This is a genomic window from Streptomyces sp. SCSIO 75703, assembly GCF_036607905.1.
GTDB lineage: Bacteria > Actinomycetota > Actinomycetes > Streptomycetales > Streptomycetaceae > Streptomyces.
This window is the reverse complement of sequence record NZ_CP144555.1, coordinates 3,122,273-3,142,305: the sequence shown is the minus strand read 5'-3', so window position 1 is coordinate 3,142,305 and position 20,033 is coordinate 3,122,273. Positions and strand designations below refer to the sequence as shown.

Here is a 20,033-nt window from a genome sequence, read left to right as displayed (position 1 = left end):
GGACCGTGGGGCCGACTGACCGATCGGCTCCGTCTGCCTCGGCGGCAGGGGATTGAGGGATCACATGACGTCCTGCTTCACCGACCTGGCCCAGCAGTACATCGACGGCACGTGGCGCCCGGGGAACGGTTCCTGGGACATCATCGACTTCAACCCGTACGACAACGAGAAGCTCGCCTCGATCACGATAGCCACCGTCGAGGAGGTCGACGAGGCGTACCGCGCGGCCGAACGCGCCCAGAAGCGGTGGGCCGAGACCAACCCCTACGCCCGCCGTGCCGTGTTCGAGAAGGCCCTGCGCCTGGTGGAGGAGCGGGAGCCGGAGATCACCGAGGCCATCGCGGCGGAACTCGGCGGCACGCGGCTGAAGGCCGCCTTCGAACTGCACCTCGCCAAGGAGTTCCTGCGCGAGGCCGTGCACCTCGCCCTGCGTCCCGAGGGCCGGATCATCCCCTCGCCGGTCGACGGCAAGGAGAACCGCGTCTACCGGGTGCCCGTCGGCGTCGTCGGCGTGATCAGCCCCTTCAACTTCCCCTTCCTCCTCTCGCTGAAGTCGGTCGCCCCCGCCCTCGCGCTCGGCAACGGCGTCGTCCTCAAGCCGCACCAGAACACGCCCGTGGTCGGCGGCACCCTGATCGCCAAGATCTTCGAGGACGCCGGCCTGCCGGGCGGCCTGCTCAACGTGGTCGTCACCGACATCGCGGAGATCGGCGACGCCTTCCTGGAGCACCCCGTGCCGAAGGTGATCTCCTTCACCGGCTCCGACAAGGTCGGCCGCCACGTCGCCACCGTCTGCGCCTCCCTCTTCAAGCGCTCCGTCCTCGAACTGGGCGGCAACAGCGCCCTGGTGGTCCTCGACGACGCCGACGTCGACTACGCGGTCGACGCCGCGGTCTTCAGCCGCTACGTCCACCAGGGCCAGGTCTGCATGGCCGCCAACCGCGTCCTGGTCGACCGGGCGGTCGCCGACGAGTTCACCGAGAAGTTCGCCGCCAAGGTGCGCTCCCTCAAGACCGGCGACCCGCGCGACCCGGAGACCGTGATCGGCCCGGTGATCAACTCCTCGCAGGCGGACGCCCTGGCCTGCGTCGTCGAGCAGGCCCTCGCCGAGGGGGCGACGGCGGTGGTGCGCGGCACGACCACGGACAACCTCGTCGAGCCCTCGGTACTCACCGGCCTCCCGGCCGATTCGGCGCTGCTGCGCCAGGAGGTCTTCGGCCCGGTCGCCTTCCTCGTCCCCTTCGACGGCGAGGAGGAGGCCGTCCGCCTGGTCAACGACACCCCGTACGGGCTGAGCGGTGCCGTGCACACGGCGGACGTCGAGCGCGGGGTGGCCTTCGCCAAGCGGATCGACGCCGGCATGTTCCACGTGAACGACGGCACCGTGCACGACGAGCCGATCGTGCCCTTCGGCGGGGAGAAGCACTCCGGCGTCGGCCGGCTCAACGGCGACGCCATGCTGGACGCGTTCACCACCCAGAAGTGGATCTCGGTGCAGCACGGGCGCAGCGGCTTCCCCTTCTGAGACTTCGGCGCTTCCCCGGGCCCGTGCGGACAGGGAATGACCGCATGGGCCCCTAACGTCGTCGGTGTCAGCAGGCAAGCCCCGCTCTCGGAGCGGGCCCGACGAAAGGCGGACGGTCATGGTCGCGCACGTGCGAGCCGAAGCGCAGGGCGACGAGCGAGGGGCCCTCCTGTCCTTCCTGGCGGAGCAGCGGGACGCGGTCCGGCGGTCCGTGCTCGGCCTCACGGAGGAGCAGGCGAGGTCGCGGCCGAGCGCCAGTGAGCTGTCGCTCGCCGGACTGATCAAGCACCTGGCCGAGGTCGAGCAGAGCTGGATCGCCCGCGCCCGGCAGGAGCCGCCCGCGGTCGACCGGGACCAGTCCGACTGGAGCGACTGTTTCCGCCTGATCGGCGACGAGACGGTCGCCTCGCAGCTCGCGTACTGGGAGGAGGTGGCCGCCGGCACGGAGGCGTACGTCCGCGGCGTGCCCAGCCTCGACGACACCTTCCCGCTGCCGAAGGCACCCTGGTTCCCGCCGGACGACCGGGTCTCCGTCCGCTGGCTCTGCCTGCACCTGATCCGCGAGACGGCCCGGCACGCCGGCCACGCGGACATCATCCGCGAATCGCTCGACGGCGCCTCCGCCTGGGACCTGGTGGCCCGGGAACAGGAGGCCCGGTCCTGACGGACCCCGTGCCGGCGATGCGTCTCCTCGTGCTCGGCGCGGCGCGCCGGCACGGGCGGGCCCACGGCCACCAGGTGTGCGACGACCCGGAGTACCGGGGCGCGCGAGTGGTCCCACGCCACGCCACCCCGCGCTGGTGGCGGGCCGGCCGGAGAGGGTGCGGGCGGTGCGGGTCCCGGTCCGGCCGGGCACCCCGGTCCACCGGAACCCGGAGTCCCACCCGGCCGCCGCGGTACGCGACCTGGCCGGCGGGCCGGCGGGCCGGCGGGGAGGCCGGGCACGTCCGGGGCGCCGTCCGGAGGCCGTCGGTGCTGCTCGCGGTGCCCTTCCCGCCGGCGGTGCGCCGCTTCGCCCGGCTCGGCCGCCGAGCCGTACGCCCGCGACCCGCCAAGGTCTTTCGCCGACGAAGGACCCTAGTGGTGGAACCCCGTCGCCGCCCCCTTGTCCCGGGTCAGGGGGTGCGGCTGGCGGCGGAGGTCGGGCAGGAGCCGTTCCAGGTCGTCCACCAGGAGGTCGGCGAGGTCCTCGGAGAAGCCGTTGCGGCACACCACCCGCAGCACGGACAGGTCCTCCCGGTGCGGCGGCAGGGTGTACGCGGGGACCACCCAGCCGCCCTCCCGCAGCCGCCGCGAGACGTCGAAGACGTCGTACGCCGTCACGTGGCCGGCGGTGGTGAAGGCGAAGACCGGCAACTGGTCGCCCCGGGTGAGCAGCCGGAAGTCGCCGATCTCCGCGACCCGGCCGGAGATCTTCATCGCGACGTCCCGCGCGGTCTGCTGCACGGCCCGGTAGCCCTCGCGGCCCAGCCGCAGGAAGGAGTAGTACTGCGCGACCACCTGGGCGCCGGGCCGGGAGAAGTTCAGCGCGAAGGTCGGCATGTCGCCGCCCAGGTAGTTCACGCGGAAGACCAGTTCCTCGGGGAGGGCGTCCGCGTCGCGCCACAGCGCCCAGCCGACGCCCGGGTAGACCAGCCCGTACTTGTGCCCGGAGGTGTTGACCGAGGCGACCCGCGGCAGCCGGAAGTCCCACACCAGGTCCTCGTCGAGGAACGGCGCGACCATGGCGCCCGAGGCCCCGTCGACATGCACCGGGACGTCCAGCCCGGTCCGCTCCTGGAGGGCGTCCAGGGCCGCGCAGAGGTCGGCGATCGGCTCGTAGGAGCCGTCGAAGGTGGAGCCGAGGATGCCGACGACACCGATGGTGTTCTCGTCGCACAGTGCCGCGGCGGCCTCGGGGTCGAGGTGGAAGCGCTCGCCCTCCATCGGCACCTGCCGCGCCTCCACCTCCCAGAAGTTGCAGAACTTCTCCCAGCACACCTGCACGTTCACGCCCATGACGAGGTTGGGCCGGACCCCGGGGTAGCGGTCGGCGTTGCGCCGCGTCCAGCGCCGTTTGAGCGCCATCCCGGCGAGCATGCACGCCTCGCTCGACCCGGTGGTGGAGCAGCCCACCGCCGCCGACGGGTCGGGAGCGTTCCACAGGTCGGCGAGCATCGCCACGCAGCGCCGCTCCAGCTCGGCGGTGCGCGGGTACTCGTCCTTGTCGATCATGTTCTTGTCGCGGCACTCACCCATCAGCACCCGGGCCTGCGGCTCCATCCAGGTGGTGACGAAGGTGGCCAGGTTCAGCCGGGCGTTCCCGTCGAGCATCAGCTCGTCGTGGACGAGCTGGTAGGCGGTGGCGGGCGGCATGGGCGCGTCGGGCAGACGATGGACGGGCGGTGCCTGCGTCATGCCCCCGACGGGGTCGGCCTCGCCGAAGAAGGGGTTCACGGACAGGCGCCGGTCGCCGTGGTCGTCCCGCCGCGGCAGCGGCCCGGTGTGCAGTGGCATGTCATCGACCGTAGGCCGGACGTGCCGGACCCGCATGTCGCGCGGGCGCTCCGGTGGACTTGCACCTCACGCCGCGTGAGGCCCCAGCCTGGGGACGTCGGACAGGAAAGGGAGCGGAAGTGCACTACTCCGTGGGACAGGTCGCCGGCTTCGCCGCCGTGACGGTGCGCACCCTGCACCACTACGACGCCATCGGTCTGCTCGTGCCGAGCGAGCGCAGCCACGCCGGGCACCGGCGGTACGGCGACGCCGACCTCGACCGGCTCCAGCAGATCCTGTTCTACCGGGAGCTGGGCTTCCCGCTCGACGAGGTCGCCGCCCTGCTCGACGATCCGGACGTGGACCCGCGGGTGCACCTGCGCCGCAGGCACGACCTGCTCACCGCCCGGATCGAGCAGCTCCGGAAGATGGCGGCGGCCGTGGAACGCGCCTTGGAGGCACGCAAGATGGGCATCGATCTCACACCGGAGGAACGCTTCGAGGTGTTCGGGGACCAGGACCCCGGACGGTACGCCGACGAGGCGGAGGAACGCTGGGGCGGCACCGAGGCGTACGCCGAGTCGCGGCGGCGCACGGCCCGCTACACCAAGGAGGACTGGAAGCGCGCCCAGGCCCAGGTGGACGACTGGAACGGGCGGTACGCGGCCCTTGTGGCCGCGGGCGAGCCGGCGGCCGGGGAGCGCGCCATGGACCTGGCCGAGGAGCACCGCCGGCACATCGGCCGGTGGTATTACCCGTGCTCGTACGAGATGCACACCTGCCTCGGCGACATGTACGTGGCCGACGAGCGCTTCACGGCGTACTACGACGCCCTGGGCGCGGGCGTCGCCGAGCACCTGCGCGCGGCCATCCACGCCAACGCGGCCCGTGACCGCACGTGACGGGAGCTCCGGCCGGCCGCCCCGGGGTGGCCGACCGGCGCCGTGGCGCAGCCGCCGGCGGCGGCCCCCACACCGGTGACCGCCGCCTGGCGCCTTCCGGCGGCGGTCACCCGACGGGCTCCCGCTCGACCACGACGGCGGTCCCGTAGGCGCACACCTCGGTGCCCACGTCCGCCGCCTCGGTCACGTCGAAGCGGAACGCCAGCACGGCGTTGGCGCCCCGCGCGCGTGCCTGCTCGACGAGCCGCTCCATCGCCTGGTTGCGCGTCTCGACCAGTGTCTTGGTGAGCCCGCGCAGCTCACCGCCGACCAGTGACTTCAGCCCGGCGCCGATCTGGCTCCCCAGGTGCCGGGAGCGCACCGTCAGCCCGAAGACCTCTCCCAGCACTTCCCGCACGCGATGGCCCGGCAGGTCGTTGGTGGTCACGACCAGGACCTCGGGAGCGGGGCCCTGCCCGCCGCCGTATTCTTCGATGCCCATGGTTCCCAGCCTTCCCCGGACGGACCCACAGCGCACGCCGGGCGTCCCCTCCCGGTGGAACCTGGGACCATGAGGCTGCGTTGATACGTTGGGGCAGCCCGCCCCCGCCCGCCCCCCAGTGCAGGAGCCACAATCCCGTGACCACGCTTGCGCTCGGCCCAGAGTGGCTGAGCCCTGACTATCTGATCGAGACCTTCAGCCTGGCCGGCATCCTGCTGATCGTCTTCGCCGAGTCCGGACTCTTCGCGTTCCTGCCCGGCGACTCCCTGCTGTTCACGGCGGGCCTGTTCGTCGCCCAGGGGCAGTACATCAGCCAGCCGCTGTGGCTGGTGTGCACGCTGATCGTGATCGCCGCCGTCCTGGGTGACCAAGTCGGTTACATGATCGGCAAGTTCTTCGGCCCGAAGCTCTTCAACCGTCCCAACTCCAAGCTCTTCAAAAAGGAGAACCTGGAGAAGGCCCACGAGTTCATGGAGAAGTACGGTCCCAAGGCGATCGTCCTGGCCCGCTTCGTGCCCATCGTCCGCACCTTCGCGCCCATCGTGGCGGGCGCCGGGCGGATGAAGTACCACACGTTCTTCACGTACAACATCATCGGCGGCATCGCCTGGGGCTCGGGCGTCACCCTCGCCGGTTACTGGCTCGGTCAGATCGATTTCATCCGGGCCAACGTCGAGGCGATCCTCGTCCTGATCGTCGTGCTCTCGGTCGTGCCGATCATCGTGGAGTTCCTGCGCGAGCGCGCGAAGAAGAAGCGCGCCGCCGCCGAGGAGCCCGCCGCCGGGCCGCAGGCCCCGCAGTACCCGGTGATGGACGACGCGACGACGCAGCTCCGCCGCGTGGACGCCCCCCAGCGTCCCCAGCCGCAGCACCAGCACCAGCCCCAGCACCAGCCCCAGCACCAGCAGCCGTACGGCGGCCAGGGGTACGGCGGCCAGGGCGGCTACGGCGACCCCGGCCACGGCGGCGGAAACGGCTACGGGAACGGCGGATACGGCGGCACCGGGAACGGCTACGCCGCACCGGGCCACGGCGGCCAGCCCGGCCACGGCGGTCAGCCCGGCTACGGTGGCCAGCCCGGCCACGGCGACCAGGCCGGCTACGGCGGGCAGCAGTACGGCAACCGGCCCGACCCCCGCCAGCAGCCCTACGACCAGCGCTACTGACCTATCCGAGGGGGCGGTGGCAACCGGACCCCGGGACGCCGCCCCTCAGAAGCCGCGGGTCCGCTTCGCCGCCCGGCGCCCGGCGGCGCTCGCGGCCCCCGGCAGCCGCAGGAAGAGCCGGGAGATCTCCCCGCCGAGGTTCACCCCGATGGCGATGGCCAGGGCCAGCGCCACCGCCTTCGACAGCGACACCAGCCCCCGGTCCACCTCGTTCTGCGCGATCGCCAGCAGACCGAAGTACGTCGCCGAACCGGGCAGCAGCGGCCCGATCGCCGCCGTCGTGTAGGGCAGCGCCGAGGCGAACCGGTACCGGGACATGAGCTGCCCGAAGAGCCCCACCAGCCCCGCCGCGGCGGCCGTCGACGCCACCGGCGAGATGTCGCCCACCACGTGCATCGCCCCGTACACGCACCAGGCGACACCCCCGTTGAGGGTCACCGCCAGCACCGTGCCCCGCTCCTGCTGGAGCAGGACCGCGAAGGCCAGCGACAGCATCATCGCGGCGAGGATCTGCACCGCCGGCTGCTCACCCGTGCCGAGGGCGACGTCCGGGTTGAGCTTGGCGCCCACCTGGACCCCGAAGTACAGCACCACCAGCACCCCGGCGACGATGCTGACGAAGAAGTACATGACCTCCAGCAGCCGTGCCGACGCGGTGATGTAGAAGCCGGTCAGACCGTCCTGCACCCCCGCCACCAGTGCCCGTCCGGGCAGCAGCGCGAAGAGCCCACCGGTGATCACCGCGGACGCCTTCGCGTCGACGTGCGCCAGGTTCAGCGCGACGCCGAGCGCGGCCGGCGGCATCGCGGCCACCGAGAACTGGTAGAACTCCGGCAGCCCGCGCCCCGCGCACAGCCAGGCGAGCCGGTCGCCCAGCATCGCGCCGACCAGCGCGGCGAAGAACACGATCAGGTCACCGCCGACCAGCAGCGAGGCCGCGCCCGCCAGCAGACCGGTCGCCGCCGTCAGCACCCACCCGGGGTACGGGTGCCGGTTGCGGCGGATCTCCGCGAGCCGCCGGTACGCCTCCTCCAGGGAGATCTGCGCCTCGGGGTCGCTGAGGTCGTCGACGAGCTGGAACACGGCCGCGAGCCGCGTGTAGTCGGTGCCCCGGCGGCGCACCGTCCGCGAGGCCGTCACCGGGTCGTCCACCAGCGACGGCTGGTGCGAGATCGACAGCAGGGTGAAGGTGACGTTCGGCTCGCAGCGGTCCAGGCCGTAGGAGCGGCAGACCGCGAACATGGCGGCCTCCACGTCCTCGGCGCCCTCGCCGCCCGCGAGCAGCAGCTCGCCGATGCGCAGCGTGAGGTCGAGCACACGGGGGACCGCGGGCCCGGTCTCGTCGTGCCGCTGGACCGTCTCCGGCGCGGGCCGCTCGGCCACCGGCATGCGCAGCATCGCCCGCATCCGGTCCTGCCAGGGCACGTCCCCGGTCAGGGCCGGTATGCCGCCCGCCGGGGTGAAGGCCGGCGGGGCGTTCCAGGCGCTGTAGGTGCTCGGCGCGGAGAACGCCGAGCCCTCCGCCTCCGGGGGCGCCGGCGGCACGTCCAGCCCTTCCGGCAGGGAGAACTCCGAGGTCGTCTCGGCCTCCGCCCCGGCCGGCCGGGCGACGGCCAGGCCCTCGGGGATCTCGAACTCGGACGTCGTCGACGCCTCGTTCTCGGCCGGCGCCGCGACCCCGGCCGGCGGCCGGAAACCACTGCGGGCCTCATCCGACTGCGGCTTGCGGTCCTCCGCATCCGTCACTTGCGTAGCGCTCCCTGGTACGAACACACCCTCCTGTTGCCCTCAGTATGCGCACCAAACGCGGAACGGGCCGCACGCCGAGGCGTGCGACCCGTCACCCTGCGGGAGCGTGGCTCAGTGACCGCCCTGCTCCTCGAAACGCTTGTAGGACCGCTCGATCTCGGCCTCGGCGTCCGTGCGGCCGACCCAGTTGGCGCCCTCGACCGACTTGCCGGGCTCCAGGTCCTTGTAGACCTCGAAGAAGTGCTGGATCTCCAGGCGGTCGAACTCGGAGACGTGGTGGATGTCGCGCAGGTGCTCCACCCGGGGGTCCGTCGACGGGACGCACAGCAGCTTGTCGTCGCCGCCGGCCTCGTCGGTCATCCGGAACATGCCGATCGCGCGGCAGCGGATCAGGCAGCCCGGGAACGTGGGCTCGTCCAGGATGACCAGCGCGTCGAGCGGGTCGCCGTCCTCGCCGAGGGTGTTCTCGACGAATCCGTAGTCGGTCGGGTAGGCGGTCGAGGTGAAGAGTCGACGGTCCAGGCGGATCCGACCCGTCTCGTGGTCCACCTCGTACTTGTTCCGCGAACCCTTCGGGATCTCGATCGTGACGTCGAACTCCACCGGTGGCTCCTCCATGATCAGCACATAGTTCTGGTGGTTAAGTGTCCCTCACGCCGGTGTGTGATCGCGAAAGGGGCTGGTGTTCGTGCCAGAGCTGAAGCCTTGGCGGGCCGCGAGACCGCACGTGGTGCGGGCCGCGGACGCCGTACGTCCGCGCCTCGCCCGCGCCACGGGCGCCGTGCGCGCGGCCTGGCCGCGGATCGCACGGCCGGTCCGGAACACGGTCCCCCGGCTCGTCCGGTTCACCCGGCCGACGGGCATGACGAAGAGCTGGCAGTACTCCGCCGGTGCCGCCACGGCCGGACTGGCGCTCGCCGCCGGTGTGGTGACCGCCGCCGGGCCCTGGGACTCCACGGGTCAGCGTACGGCCGAGCGGGAGCGTGCCGTCGCCGGGTCCCGCACGGGTGGCGCAGATCACGGCGGCGCGGCGGGCGGCTCCGGCACGGCGCCGGGCTCGCCGCGGCCCGCGCCCAGCGCCGCGGCCGTCCTCACCGGGCTCGGCGGCCTGACCGGCAACGGCACGGTCCAGGCGGCCCCGGGCACCCCGGCCCTCTCCGACTCCCTCGGCCCGCTGCTCTCCGGCCCGGCGCTCGGCGCCGAGCACGCGGCGGCCGTCCTCGACCTCACGAACGGGCGGCGGCTGTACGGGCGGAACTCCGGCGAGGCGCTGACCCCCGCCTCCACCACCAAGATCGCCACCGCGGTGGCCGCGCTGAGCGCGCTCGGACCCGACCACCGCCTCACCACCCGGACCGCGCTGGAGCCCGGCACCGGCGAACTCGTGCTGGTCGGCGGCGGCGACCCGACCCTCACCGCCCGCGAGGACGCCCGCGGCCTCGCCAGCCTGCGCGTCCTCGCCGCCGACACCGCGGCCGCCCTGAAGAAGCGCGGCACCCGCTCGGTCACGCTCTCCTACGACACGACCCTCTACCCGGTCGCCGAAATGCACCCGATCGGGGTCAACGACAACATCGCCCTCGTCACCGCCCTGATGACGGACGAGGCACGCACCGACGACTCCTCCAGCGGACCGGCGCCCCGCGCGGCGGACCCCGCCGCCGAGGCCGCCCGGCGCTTCGCCGGCATGCTGGCCGGGCACGGCGTCACTACCACCGCCCCCGGCCCCTCCAAGGCCACCGGCCGGGCCACCACGCTGGCCACCGTCTCCTCGCCGCCGGTCTCCGCGCTGGTCGAGCGGATGCTGACCGAGAGCGACAACGACCTCGCCGAGGCCCTGGCCCGCCACACCGCCCTGGCCGGCGGCAAGTCCGCCGACTTCCGCGGCGTCTCCGCCGCCCTCACCGCCCGGCTCCGGCGGCTCGGCCTGCCGCTCGACGGCACCGTGTTCCGGGACGGCAGCGGGCTGGACCGGCGCGACCGGGTCACCGCCGACCTGCTGACCGCGCTGCTCGCCGAGGCCGCCGACCCGGCCCGGCCCGAGCTGCGGCCGGTCCTCACCGGCCTCCCGGTGGCCGGCTTCACCGGCACCCTGACCGGCCGCTACGGCGCCGGCGACGACGCCTCCGGCCTCGTCCGCGCCAAGACCGGCACCCTGACCGGCGTCAACACCCTCGCCGGGACGGTGGTCGACGCCGACGGCCGCCTCCTCGCGTTCGCCTTCCTCGCCTCCGGCACGTCGGACGCCCACGCGGCCCAGAACGCCCTCGACCGGGCGGCGACCTCGCTGACGGCCTGCTCCTGCGGCTGAGCGGGCCGGCCGGCGGCGCCGCGGGCCGGGAGCCCCGGGCACCGTTCGCGGACTGACCCGGGCGGCGGGGCTCACGTACCGTTGAACCATGACGAGCATCGGCGCATCCTCCGGCATGGTCGACTGGAATCTCGCGGTGGCGACGGCGACCCGGCTCGTACGGCCCGGTCCCGAGGTGAGCCGCGACGAGGCACGGGCCGTCGTCGCGGAGCTCCGCCGCCACGCCAAGGCCGCGGAGGGGCACGTCCGGGGCTTCACCCGGCTGGCCACCGACGAGGCCCACGACACCCCCGTGCTCGTCGTCGACCGGCCGGGCTGGGTCCGCGCCAACGTCGCCGGGTTCCGGGAGATCCTGCGGCCGCTGCTCGACAAGATGGAGGAGCGGCGCGGCGGCACCCCCGGCGGCGCGGTCATCGGCGCCGTCGGCGGCAAGGTCACCGGCGTCGAGCTGGGCATGCTGCTGTCGTTCCTGTCCTCCCGCGTGCTCGGCCAGTACGAGACCTTCGCGCCCCCCGGCCGCGATCTGCCCGGCGGGGCCGACGGCGGCGGGCGGCTGCTGCTGGTCGCGCCCAACATCGTGCACGTCGAACGCGAACTCGACGTCGAGCCGCACGACTTCCGCCTGTGGGTCTGCCTGCACGAGGAGACGCACCGCACCCAGTTCACCGCCGTGCCCTGGCTCCGGGACCACCTGGAGGGCGAAATCCAGTCGTTCCTGGCGCAGACGGACGTCGATCCCATGACCGTCCTCGAACGCGTCCGGGAGGCCGTGCAGTCCCTCGCCGGCGGCCGGCCCGAGGGGGAGGACGAGGACGGCGGCCGGTCCCTCGTCGAACTGGTGCAGACCCCCGCCCAGCGCGAGATCCTCGGCCGGATCACCGCCGTGATGTCCCTCCTGGAGGGCCACGCCGACTTCGTGATGGACGGCGTCGGACCCGACGTCGTGCCGACCGTGGCGGAGATCCGCGAGAAGTTCCAGCAGCGCCGCGCCAAGGGCGCCTCCCGCCTCGACCAGGCCCTGCGCAAACTGCTCGGACTGGACGCCAAACTCCGCCAGTACCGCGACGGCGAGCGCTTCGTGCGGGCGGTCGTCGAGGAGGTCGGCATGGACGGTTTCAACCGGGTGTGGACCTCGCCGAACACGCTGCCCACCAAAGCGGAGATCTCCGCCCCCGCCGACTGGATCGCCCGTGTCCACCGCACCCCGGAGCCGTGACACGCCCGGGAGCGTGGCACACGGATCCAGCCGACGGCAGACGCACGTCCCCCCAATCACCCGTCCGAGGGACCGTGGGGCTTCGGCAGGCGTGCGATGCTCGGGGAACGCCCCGTTTCTGTCACCATTTACACACTCTGCGTGACCGAATGGGGGTCACCCCCCGAAACACTTCCCGAAGGGCACCGGACATGGGTCCCCATCCTGCGGTCGCGGCGATACGCCTGGCGGTCCGCCGCGTCCTCCACGACATCCTCACCGACCACCCCCTCGGCGCCGGCGGCGACACCGCCGAACCGGCCGCCCTCGCCGCCGAGCACCCGCACGCGCGCCCGCCGTCGCCGCTCGTGCTCGTCGCCTGCTCCGGCGGTGCCGACTCCATGGCACTCGCCTCCGCCCTCGCCTTCGAGGCGCCCCGGCTCGGTGTCCGGGCCGGCGGCATCACCATCGACCACGGCCTCCAGAGCGGCTCCGACCTGCGCGCCGAGGAAGTCGTCCTGCGCCTGCGCGCCCTCGGCCTGGACCCCGTCGAGTCCGCCGCCGTGACCGTCGGCCGCGCCGGCGGACCCGAGGCCGCCGCCCGGGACGCGCGCTACGCCGCCCTCGACGCCGCCGCCGCCCGCCACGGGGCCGCCGCCGTCCTGCTCGGCCACACCCGCGACGACCAGGCCGAGACCGTGCTCCTCGGCCTCGCCCGCGGCTCCGGCATCCGCTCGCTGTCCGGCATGGCCGCGGTCTCGGGGGCCGACGGCCGCTACCGGCGCCCCTTCCTCCAGCTCGACCGGCAGACCGCCCGCAAGGCCTGCCTGGTCCAGTCCCTCCCCGTCTGGGACGACCCCCACAACTGCGATCCCGCCTACACCCGCTCCCGGCTGCGCCACGAGGGACTGCCGGCCCTGGAGAAGGCACTCGGCAAGGGCGTCGTCGAGGCCCTCGCCCGCACCGCCCAGCTCTCCCGCGACGACGCCGACGCCCTCGACACCTGGGCCCGCCAGGCCGAGACCGGTGTCCGCGACGCCGGCGGCCGGCTGGAGTGCGCCAAGCTCTACGCCCTCCCGCCCGCCGTCCGCCGCCGCATCCTGCGCCGGGTCGCCATCGAGGCGGGCGCTCCGGCCGGTGCGCTGTTCGCCCGCCACATCGAGGAGATCGACCGGCTGATCACCGGTTGGCGCGGTCAGGGGGCCATCAACCTGCCCGGCCGGGTCGTCGCCCAGCGGCAGGGTGGCAGACTGGTGATTCGGCAAGGCTGATTCCGGCTCCCCCACCGACCCGTGTTCCGGGCCCCGGGGTGGCCGGACGGCCGGTGGGACGACCGAAAGTGATGCGGGTGGACGCGAAAGACATGGGTGCCGACCTCGAGAAGGTGCTCCTCACCAAGGAAGAGATCGACGCGAAGCTGGCCGAGCTGGCCGCGAAGATCGACGCGGAGTACGAGGGCAAGGACCTGCTCATCGTCGGCGTGCTCAAGGGCGCCGTGATGGTCATGGCCGACCTCGCCCGAGCGCTGTCCACCCCCGTCACGATGGACTGGATGGCCGTGTCCTCGTACGGCGCGGGCACCCAGTCCTCCGGTGTGGTGCGCATCCTCAAGGACCTCGACACCGACATCAAGGGCAGGCACGTCCTGGTCGTCGAGGACATCATCGACTCCGGGCTGACCCTGTCCTGGCTGATCTCCAACCTCGGCTCGCGCGAGCCCGCCTCCCTCAAGGTGTGCACGCTGCTGCGCAAGCCCGACGCGGCGAAGGTCGCCATCGCGGTGGAATGGGTCGGCTTCGACATCCCCAACGAATTCGTCGTGGGCTACGGCCTCGACTACGCCGAGAAGTACCGCAACCTCCCGTTCGTCGGTACGCTCGCGCCCCACGTGTACGGCGGCTGACGCGCCCGCGGTGTATTCACGGGACGCGCGGGGCGCGAGCGGGAACCCGCGGGGGCCTCGCACCGTTGGAGCATGCAGACGGGGATGCCGGCCGTCCTGTGCGGCTTCGGGCCACCAAGCTGGGGTACCGTCAGAAGAACTGTCTTATCAAACTCACTATGGCAGGAGGGACGGGGCGGAATCCGCTCCGTATGGATGGACGTGAAGCGATACTTCCGTGGGCCGGTCATGTGGATCGTGCTGGCCGTCCTCGCCGTGGTCGTGTTGATGCAGGTCGTCGGCTCGTCCGGCGGCTACAAGACGGTGGACACCGGCCAGGTGGTCCAGGCGATCAATGACAACCGGGTCGAGTCGGCGAAGCTGACCACCGGCGACGAACAGACCATCAAGATCCACCTCAAGGACGGGGAGAAGCTCAAGGGCAGCTCCAAGGTCCAGGCGAGCTACATCGGTGACCAGGGCGTCACCATCGCCAATACGCTGCAGGCCAAGTACCAGGACAAGCAGATCCCCGACGGCTACACGGTGTCGCCGTCCAAGCAGAACCCGTTCGTCGGCGTCCTGCTCTCCTTCCTGTTCCCGCTCATCCTCATCGTGATCGTCTTCCTGTTCCTGATGAATCAGATGCAGGGCGGCGGCTCCCGGGTCATGAACTTCGGCAAGTCCAAGGCCAAGCTCATCACCAAGGACACCCCGAAGACGACGTTCTCCGACGTCGCCGGTTCGGAGGAGGCCGTCGAGGAGCTCCACGAGATCAAGGAGTTCCTGCAGGAGCCGGCCAAGTTCCAGGCGGTCGGCGCCAAGATCCCCAAGGGCGTCCTGCTCTACGGCCCGCCCGGCACCGGCAAGACCCTGCTCGCGCGCGCCGTCGCGGGCGAGGCGGGCGTGCCGTTCTACTCGATCTCCGGTTCCGACTTCGTCGAGATGTTCGTCGGTGTCGGTGCCTCCCGGGTCCGCGACCTGTTCGAGCAGGCCAAGGCCAACGCCCCGGCCATCGTCTTCGTCGACGAGATCGACGCCGTCGGACGCCACCGCGGCGCCGGCCTCGGCGGCGGTCACGACGAGCGCGAGCAGACGCTCAACCAGCTCCTCGTCGAGATGGACGGGTTCGACGTCAAGGGCGGCGTGATCCTCATCGCGGCCACCAACCGCCCCGACATCCTCGACCCGGCGCTGCTGCGCCCCGGCCGCTTCGACCGGCAGATCGCCGTCGACCGCCCGGACATGCAGGGCCGTCTGGAGATCCTCAAGGTCCACCAGAAGGGCAAGCCGGTCGCCCCGGACGTCGACCTGTCGGCCGTCGCCCGCCGCACGCCCGGCATGACCGGCGCCGACCTGGCCAACGTGCTGAACGAGGCGGCGCTGCTGACCGCCCGCAGCGACCAGAAGCTCATCGACAACCACATGCTGGACGAGGCGATCGACCGCGTGGTGGCCGGACCGCAGAAGCGGACCCGGATCATGTCGGACAAGGAGAAGAAGATCACCGCGTACCACGAGGGCGGACACGCCCTGGTCGCGGCGGCCTCACCGAACTCCGACCCCGTGCACAAGATCACCATCCTGTCGCGCGGCCGGGCCCTCGGGTACACGATGGTGCTCCCGGACGAGGACAAGTACTCGACCACGCGCAACGAGATGCTCGACCAGCTCGCCTACATGCTGGGCGGCCGGGCCGCGGAGGAGCTGGTCTTCCACGACCCGACCACCGGCGCGGCGAACGACATCGAGAAGGCCACCGGTCTGGCCCGCGCGATGGTCACGCAGTACGGCATGACGGAGCGGCTGGGCGCCATCAAGTTCGGCGGGGACAACACGGAGCCCTTCCTCGGACGTGAGATGGCTCACCAGCGCGACTACTCGGAAGAGGTCGCGGCGCTCGTCGACGAAGAGGTCAAGACGCTCATCGAGACGGCGCACAACGAGGCGTGGGAGATCCTCGTCGAGAACCGCGACGTCCTCGACAACCTGGTCCTCGCCCTGCTGGAGAAGGAGACGCTGGGCAAGGAGCAGATCGCCGAGATCTTCTCCACCATCGTCAAGCGGCCGCCGCGGCCCGCCTGGACGGGCTCCTCGCGGCGCACGCCGTCGACCCGCCCGCCGGTGCTCTCCCCGAAGGAGCTGGCGCTGACCAACGGGGCGAACGGCGCGGGTGCCACGGTCTCCACGGTCAAGAGCCCCCCGGCGGACTCCGTCCCGGGGCAGGAGGACGCCACCGAGGATCGTCCGGAGGGCTGACCCGCCCGACCGGGCCCGGAATGCCCGCCGCGTCCCCCAGGTTCTAGCCTGGGGGACGCGGCTTTCCCGTATGCCCGCAGGCTAGACAGACAGGAACGAGGCACCACATGACCGACCCCGTGACGCTGGACGGCGAGGGCCCGATCGGCGAGTTCGACGAGAAGCGCGCGGAGAACGCCGTGCGCGAGCTGCTCATCGCGGTCGGTGAGGACCCGGACCGGGAGGGCCTGAGGGAGACGCCGGCGCGGATGGCGCGGGCGTACAAGGAGATATTCGCGGGGCTCTGGCAGCAGCCGGAGGACGTGCTGACGACCACCTTCGACCTCGGGCACGACGAGATGGTGCTCGTGAAGGACATCGAGGTCTTCAGCACCTGCGAGCACCACCTGGTGCCGTTCCGCGGTGTGGCCCACGTCGGCTACATCCCGTCCGCCACCGGGAAGATCACGGGACTGTCGAAGCTGGCCCGTCTCGTCGACGTCTACGCCCGCCGTCCGCAGGTGCAGGAACGACTCACCACGCAGGTCGCCGACTCCCTCATGGAGATCCTGGAGCCGCGCGGCGTGATCGTGGTGGTGGAGTGCGAGCACATGTGCATGTCCATGCGCGGCATCCGCAAGCCGGGCGCGAAGACCCTCACCTCGGCGGTGCGCGGCCAGCTCCGCGACCCCGCCACGCGCAACGAGGCGATGAGCCTGATCATGGCCCGCTGAGCCGGGCCGGCCCGCGCCGGAGGAAGCCGCCGGTCCGCCGGGGTGCCGGGAGGTGCCCCGGCGGACGGCTGCTCAGGCGGCCGAGGCGGCTCCCGGGTGGTGGTCGTCGTCCTCGTCCTCCGGGAGCTTGCAGACCCGCTCCAGGAAGAGCGCGGCGGCTATCACGCCGACGCCCGCCACGACCGAGAGACCGGCGTAGACGGCCTGGTCGCGGCGGGCCGGGATGTCCAGGAACTCCAGCAGGAAGACGCAGGTCCCGCCGTACATGCCGGCGACGAGGGCGGCCACCAGTGCGCTGGCCTGGCCGAAGACGACCGCGCGGGCCGCCATCAGCGGGTCGACGCCCTTGGCGCCGGGCACCCGGTCCCGCTGGGCCCTCAGCCGCGAGCGCAGGGAGAGCGCGGTGGCGAGCACGACGGCCGCGATGGCGGCGAGGGCGACCGGAGCGGCCAGCGGGACGCCGGGGAGCGACCCCAGCGAGTTCCACAGGCGGGCGCCCGCCCAGGACAGGACCCCGACGACGACGAACACGCCGGCCAGTGTCCTGATGCGCAGCTCTTTCACGGTGCCCCTTCGGTCCCCCGGACGTCCGTCCGCGGCCCCGGTCGCCCGGCGGCCGGTCGCGGTTTTCGCTCGTGTCGACCTTAACGACTACTCGGGCAGGTGGAGTTCCAGGTCGGTCCGGGGCTCGACGCCCGCGCGCGTGAGGGAGTCCAGGAGGCCGGCCACCGGACCGTGTCCGGGAAGCTGCGCCTCGGGGTCCACGTCGTGCCAGGGCGCGAGGACGAAGGCCCGTTCGTGGGCGCGCGGGTGAGGCAGGGTCAGCAGCGGGTCGTCGGAGACCACGTCGGCGTAGGAGACGATGTCGACGTCGAGGGTGCGCGGGCCCCAGCGCTCGTCGCGGACCCGGCGGAACGCCTCCTCGATGGCGTGCGCCCGCTCCAGCAGCGAGGACGGGGGCAGGGTGGTCTTCAGCACGACGACGGCGTTGAAGTACGACGGCTGGCTGCCGGGCTCGACGCCCCACGGCTCCGTCTCGTAGACCGGCGAGACCCCTTTGACGCGGACGCCCGGGGTGTCCTCCAGCGCGTCGACGGCGCCCTGGAGGGTCTCCAGGCGGTTGCCCAGGTTGGCGCCGAGGGCGATCACCGCGCGCTTGGGGTTGGAGAGCGTCGAGTCCGCGGCGTCCACCTTCTCCACGACGGAGGCCGGCACGGGCTGTACGGTCGGGTCGCTGGGACCTTTGGCGAAGGGGGCGTTCATACACGGCTCCGGGTGATGGTGACGGTCACGTCGTCGAAGGGGACCGTGATCGGCGCGTCGGGCTTGTGGACGCAGACCTCGACCTCCTCGACCGCTTCGTGCTTCAGGCAGACCTGGGCGATGCGTTCGGCGAGCGTCTCGACGAGGTTGACCGGCTCGCCCGAGACGACGGCCACCACCTCCTCGGCCACGATGCCGTAGTGCACGGTCTTCGCCAGGTCGTCGTCGGCCGCGGCGGGGCGGGTGTCCAGGCTCAGGACGATGTCCACGAGGAAGGTCTGGCCCTGCTCGCGCTCCTTGGGGAACACACCGTGGTGCCCGCGGGCCCTCAGGCCGCGCAGCGCGACACGATCCACGCGAATCACTCCTGCAGTCGTCGGTCTCGGACCGGTCCGTACCGTGTGCGGCGGTGCGGCGGCCCTGGTCGAATCTACCCGCGGGGGCCGACAGCGCCGGGCCTCGGGGGCACCGGAGGGGGCGGGGCCGGGGGGATTTCACCGGGCGTTCTCCCCGGTGGCCCCGGCGGCTCACGGGCTGGTAGCCGTCCCTACCCGCCGGTCCGTGGTTCCAACCGCCTGACGGGGCCGGAGTGACCCGTGTGACGCCCGGGGTCTCCGCCTTCGGCCCCTTACGTCCGCCTTCGCTCCGTCCGTTCAGGGAGCGGTGCCGTCCTGTTCAGGACGTGGTGTCGTCGTCCTCCTCGTCGTCGCTCTCCGCGAGCACCGGCGAGGCGTGGTGCGACCAGAGTTTCCACCCGGCCGGGGTGCGGCGGAAGGTGTTGGTGGCCACCACGAGCTGTCCGACGAGGGGGCCGGGCGATCCGCCGTCCGCCGGGGCGGGGCCACCGCTGAGGATGTTCTCCGTACAGGTCACCAGGGCCGTGTCGCCGGTCAGGGAGACGTGCACGTCGGTCAGGAAGAACTGGATGTAGTCGGTGTTCGCCATGATCAGCGCGTACGACCGGAGCACCTCGCCGCGGCCGGTCAGCACCGGCCAGCCGGGGTGCACGCAGGAGATCACACCGGCGTCCGCCGGATCGTGGTACGTCTCGTCGACGCCCAGGTCGGACGGGCTGAGCCAGAGGTCGGAGACCCGGTCGAAGTCGCCCTGCTCCACGGCCTCGTAGAAGGCGGTGTTGGCGGCCTCGACCTGTTCGACGTCGAGGTGCGGCGCGCTCACCCGGCCCCCTCCGGTCCCCGGCCCGGCGCGCGGGCGCCCTCGACGGCGCGCGCGACCCGCACCGCGTCGGCCGTCGCGCGGACCTCGTGGACGCGTACCGCCCACGCCCCGGCCTCCGCCGCGAGCGCCGAGACGGCCGCGGTGGCCGCGTCGCGTTCGCGGGCGGGCGGGGGAGCGGCGCCGTCGCCGGCGAGGACCCGGCCGAGGAAGCGCTTGCGGGAGGCGGCGACCAGCAGCGGGTGGCCGAGGGCCAGCAGTTCGTCCAGGTGGGCCAGCAGGATCAGATCGTGTTCGGAGTCCTTGGAGAAGCCGAGCCCCGGGTCGACGACGACGCGCTCGGGGGCGACGCCGCCCGCGACCACGGCGTCCACCCGGGCCCGCAGTTCGTCGACGACCTCGGCGACGACGTCCTCGTACGCGCCCCGGATGGCGTCGCCCGCCAGCAGGCCCCGCCAGTGCATGACGACGAAGGGGGCGCCGGCGGCGGCGACGACCGGGACCATCCGCGGGTCCGCGAGTCCGCCGCTGACGTCGTTGACGAGGGCGGCGCCGGCCGCGAGGGCCTGCTCGGCGACGGAGGCGCGCATGGTGTCGACGGAGACCGTGGCGCCCTCGGCGACCAGTCCGCGCACGACGGGGACGACCCGCCGCAGCTCCTCGTCCTCGTCGACGCGGCTCGCGCCGGGACGGGTGGACTCGCCGCCGACGTCGATCAGGTCGGCGCCCTGGGCGATCAGGTCGAGGCCGTGTTTGACGGCGGTGGTCGCCTCGAAGAAGCGGCCGCCGTCGGAGAAGGAGTCGGGCGTCACGTTGACGACGCCCATCACCGCGCAGCGGTCCCATGCGGTCAGTCCCGCCAGGGGGAGGCGGCCGGTCTGCTTGCTCATATGTTCAGCGTATGCCCCGCCGGGTCCCCTCTTCGCCGCGCGGCCC

Annotated in this window: 19 protein-coding genes and 1 pseudogene; 11 read left to right on the top strand and 9 right to left on the bottom strand. The window is 72.6% G+C overall.

Features of this window, described 5'->3' with window-relative positions; genetic code table 11:
• Positions 1-64 precede the first annotated feature (64 nt).
• From VM636_RS13645 to VM636_RS13635, 3 genes and pseudogenes are all read left to right on the top strand, one after another.
• Positions 65-1,525 carry an aldehyde dehydrogenase family protein gene (locus tag VM636_RS13645; protein ID WP_338484560.1) on the top strand — a complete coding sequence of 487 codons (1,461 nt, stop codon included), beginning with the start codon at positions 65-67 and terminating at the stop codon, positions 1,523-1,525.
• 118 nt (positions 1,526-1,643) lie between these two features.
• Positions 1,644-2,189, top strand: a complete 546-nt coding sequence (locus tag VM636_RS13640; RefSeq protein ID WP_053914526.1) for a DinB family protein — start codon at positions 1,644-1,646, stop codon at positions 2,187-2,189.
• 8 nt (positions 2,190-2,197) lie between these two features.
• A pseudogene (locus VM636_RS13635) lies at positions 2,198-2,315 on the top strand (PadR family transcriptional regulator); the annotation flags it as partial.
• A 287-nt stretch (positions 2,316-2,602) separates the two neighbouring features.
• On the opposite strand, the gene VM636_RS13630 reads toward VM636_RS13635, so the two are convergent.
• Positions 2,603-4,021 (bottom strand): glutamate decarboxylase, encoded by a 1,419-nt coding sequence (locus tag VM636_RS13630; protein ID WP_030422720.1) that lies wholly within the window; start codon positions 4,019-4,021, stop codon positions 2,603-2,605.
• Between the two features lie 119 nt (positions 4,022-4,140).
• Here VM636_RS13630 and VM636_RS13625 point away from each other — a divergent pair, with 119 nt between their 5' ends.
• Positions 4,141-4,902: a MerR family transcriptional regulator gene (locus VM636_RS13625; RefSeq protein WP_030422721.1), complete on the top strand. Its 762-nt coding sequence runs from the start codon at positions 4,141-4,143 to the stop codon at positions 4,900-4,902.
• Positions 4,903-5,008: 106 nt separating this feature from the next.
• Here VM636_RS13625 and VM636_RS13620 read toward each other — a convergent pair whose 3' ends face one another.
• Entirely contained in the window at positions 5,009-5,383 is a 375-nt protein-coding gene (locus VM636_RS13620; RefSeq protein WP_030422722.1) for a YbjQ family protein, read from the bottom strand.
• 137 nt (positions 5,384-5,520) lie between these two features.
• Here VM636_RS13620 and VM636_RS13615 point away from each other — a divergent pair, with 137 nt between their 5' ends.
• Positions 5,521-6,549, top strand: a complete 1,029-nt coding sequence (locus VM636_RS13615) for a VTT domain-containing protein (RefSeq protein ID WP_053914524.1) — start codon at positions 5,521-5,523, stop codon at positions 6,547-6,549.
• Positions 6,550-6,594: 45 nt separating this feature from the next.
• Here VM636_RS13615 and VM636_RS13610 read toward each other — a convergent pair whose 3' ends face one another.
• Positions 6,595-8,295, bottom strand: a complete 1,701-nt coding sequence (locus VM636_RS13610) for a threonine/serine exporter family protein (RefSeq protein WP_030422724.1) — start codon at positions 8,293-8,295, stop codon at positions 6,595-6,597.
• Between the two features lie 114 nt (positions 8,296-8,409).
• Positions 8,410-8,901 carry an inorganic diphosphatase gene (locus VM636_RS13605; RefSeq protein ID WP_030422725.1) on the bottom strand — a complete coding sequence of 164 codons (492 nt, stop codon included), beginning with the start codon at positions 8,899-8,901 and terminating at the stop codon, positions 8,410-8,412.
• 79 nt (positions 8,902-8,980) lie between these two features.
• On the opposite strand from VM636_RS13605, the gene dacB reads away from it, so the two are divergent.
• The 6 genes from dacB to folE all read left to right on the top strand — a co-directional run bounded on the left by dacB (position 8,981) and on the right by folE (position 16,658).
• Complete coding sequence (gene dacB, locus VM636_RS13600) at positions 8,981-10,609, top strand: D-alanyl-D-alanine carboxypeptidase/D-alanyl-D-alanine-endopeptidase (protein ID WP_338484554.1); 1,629 nt, start codon at positions 8,981-8,983, stop codon at positions 10,607-10,609.
• A gap of 88 nt (positions 10,610-10,697) precedes the next feature.
• A complete protein-coding gene (locus tag VM636_RS13595; RefSeq protein WP_030422727.1) occupies positions 10,698-11,825 on the top strand; it encodes a zinc-dependent metalloprotease in 1,128 nt (375 codons plus the stop codon).
• A 191-nt stretch (positions 11,826-12,016) separates the two neighbouring features.
• Positions 12,017-13,075, top strand: coding sequence for a tRNA lysidine(34) synthetase TilS (gene tilS / locus VM636_RS13590; RefSeq protein WP_053914522.1), 1,059 nt, complete (start codon positions 12,017-12,019; stop codon positions 13,073-13,075).
• A gap of 71 nt (positions 13,076-13,146) precedes the next feature.
• Positions 13,147-13,707, top strand: a complete 561-nt coding sequence (hpt, locus tag VM636_RS13585) for a hypoxanthine phosphoribosyltransferase (RefSeq protein WP_030422729.1) — start codon at positions 13,147-13,149, stop codon at positions 13,705-13,707.
• A 195-nt stretch (positions 13,708-13,902) separates the two neighbouring features.
• On the top strand, positions 13,903-15,945 hold the full coding sequence (gene ftsH, locus VM636_RS13580) for an ATP-dependent zinc metalloprotease FtsH (protein ID WP_030422730.1): 2,043 nt from the start codon (positions 13,903-13,905) through the stop codon (positions 15,943-15,945).
• 107 nt (positions 15,946-16,052) lie between these two features.
• Positions 16,053-16,658, top strand: a complete 606-nt coding sequence (gene folE / locus VM636_RS13575; RefSeq protein ID WP_030422731.1) for a GTP cyclohydrolase I FolE — start codon at positions 16,053-16,055, stop codon at positions 16,656-16,658.
• A 72-nt stretch (positions 16,659-16,730) separates the two neighbouring features.
• Here folE and VM636_RS13570 read toward each other — a convergent pair whose 3' ends face one another.
• From VM636_RS13570 to folP, 5 genes are all read right to left on the bottom strand, one after another.
• Positions 16,731-17,222 (bottom strand): DUF3180 domain-containing protein, encoded by a 492-nt coding sequence (locus tag VM636_RS13570; RefSeq protein ID WP_030422732.1) that lies wholly within the window; start codon positions 17,220-17,222, stop codon positions 16,731-16,733.
• Between the two features lie 87 nt (positions 17,223-17,309).
• Positions 17,310-17,921, bottom strand: coding sequence for a 2-amino-4-hydroxy-6-hydroxymethyldihydropteridine diphosphokinase (gene folK, locus VM636_RS13565; protein ID WP_030422733.1), 612 nt, complete (start codon positions 17,919-17,921; stop codon positions 17,310-17,312).
• Complete coding sequence (folB, locus tag VM636_RS13560) at positions 17,918-18,277, bottom strand: dihydroneopterin aldolase (protein ID WP_030422734.1); 360 nt, start codon at positions 18,275-18,277, stop codon at positions 17,918-17,920. The genes folK and folB overlap by 4 nt, the downstream gene beginning before the upstream one ends.
• 319 nt (positions 18,278-18,596) lie before the next feature.
• On the bottom strand, positions 18,597-19,100 hold the full coding sequence (locus tag VM636_RS13555) for a nuclear transport factor 2 family protein (protein ID WP_030422735.1): 504 nt from the start codon (positions 19,098-19,100) through the stop codon (positions 18,597-18,599).
• Positions 19,097-19,987, bottom strand: coding sequence for a dihydropteroate synthase (folP, locus tag VM636_RS13550; protein ID WP_030422736.1), 891 nt, complete (start codon positions 19,985-19,987; stop codon positions 19,097-19,099). The genes VM636_RS13555 and folP overlap by 4 nt, the downstream gene beginning before the upstream one ends.
• Positions 19,988-20,033: the final 46 nt, after the last annotated feature.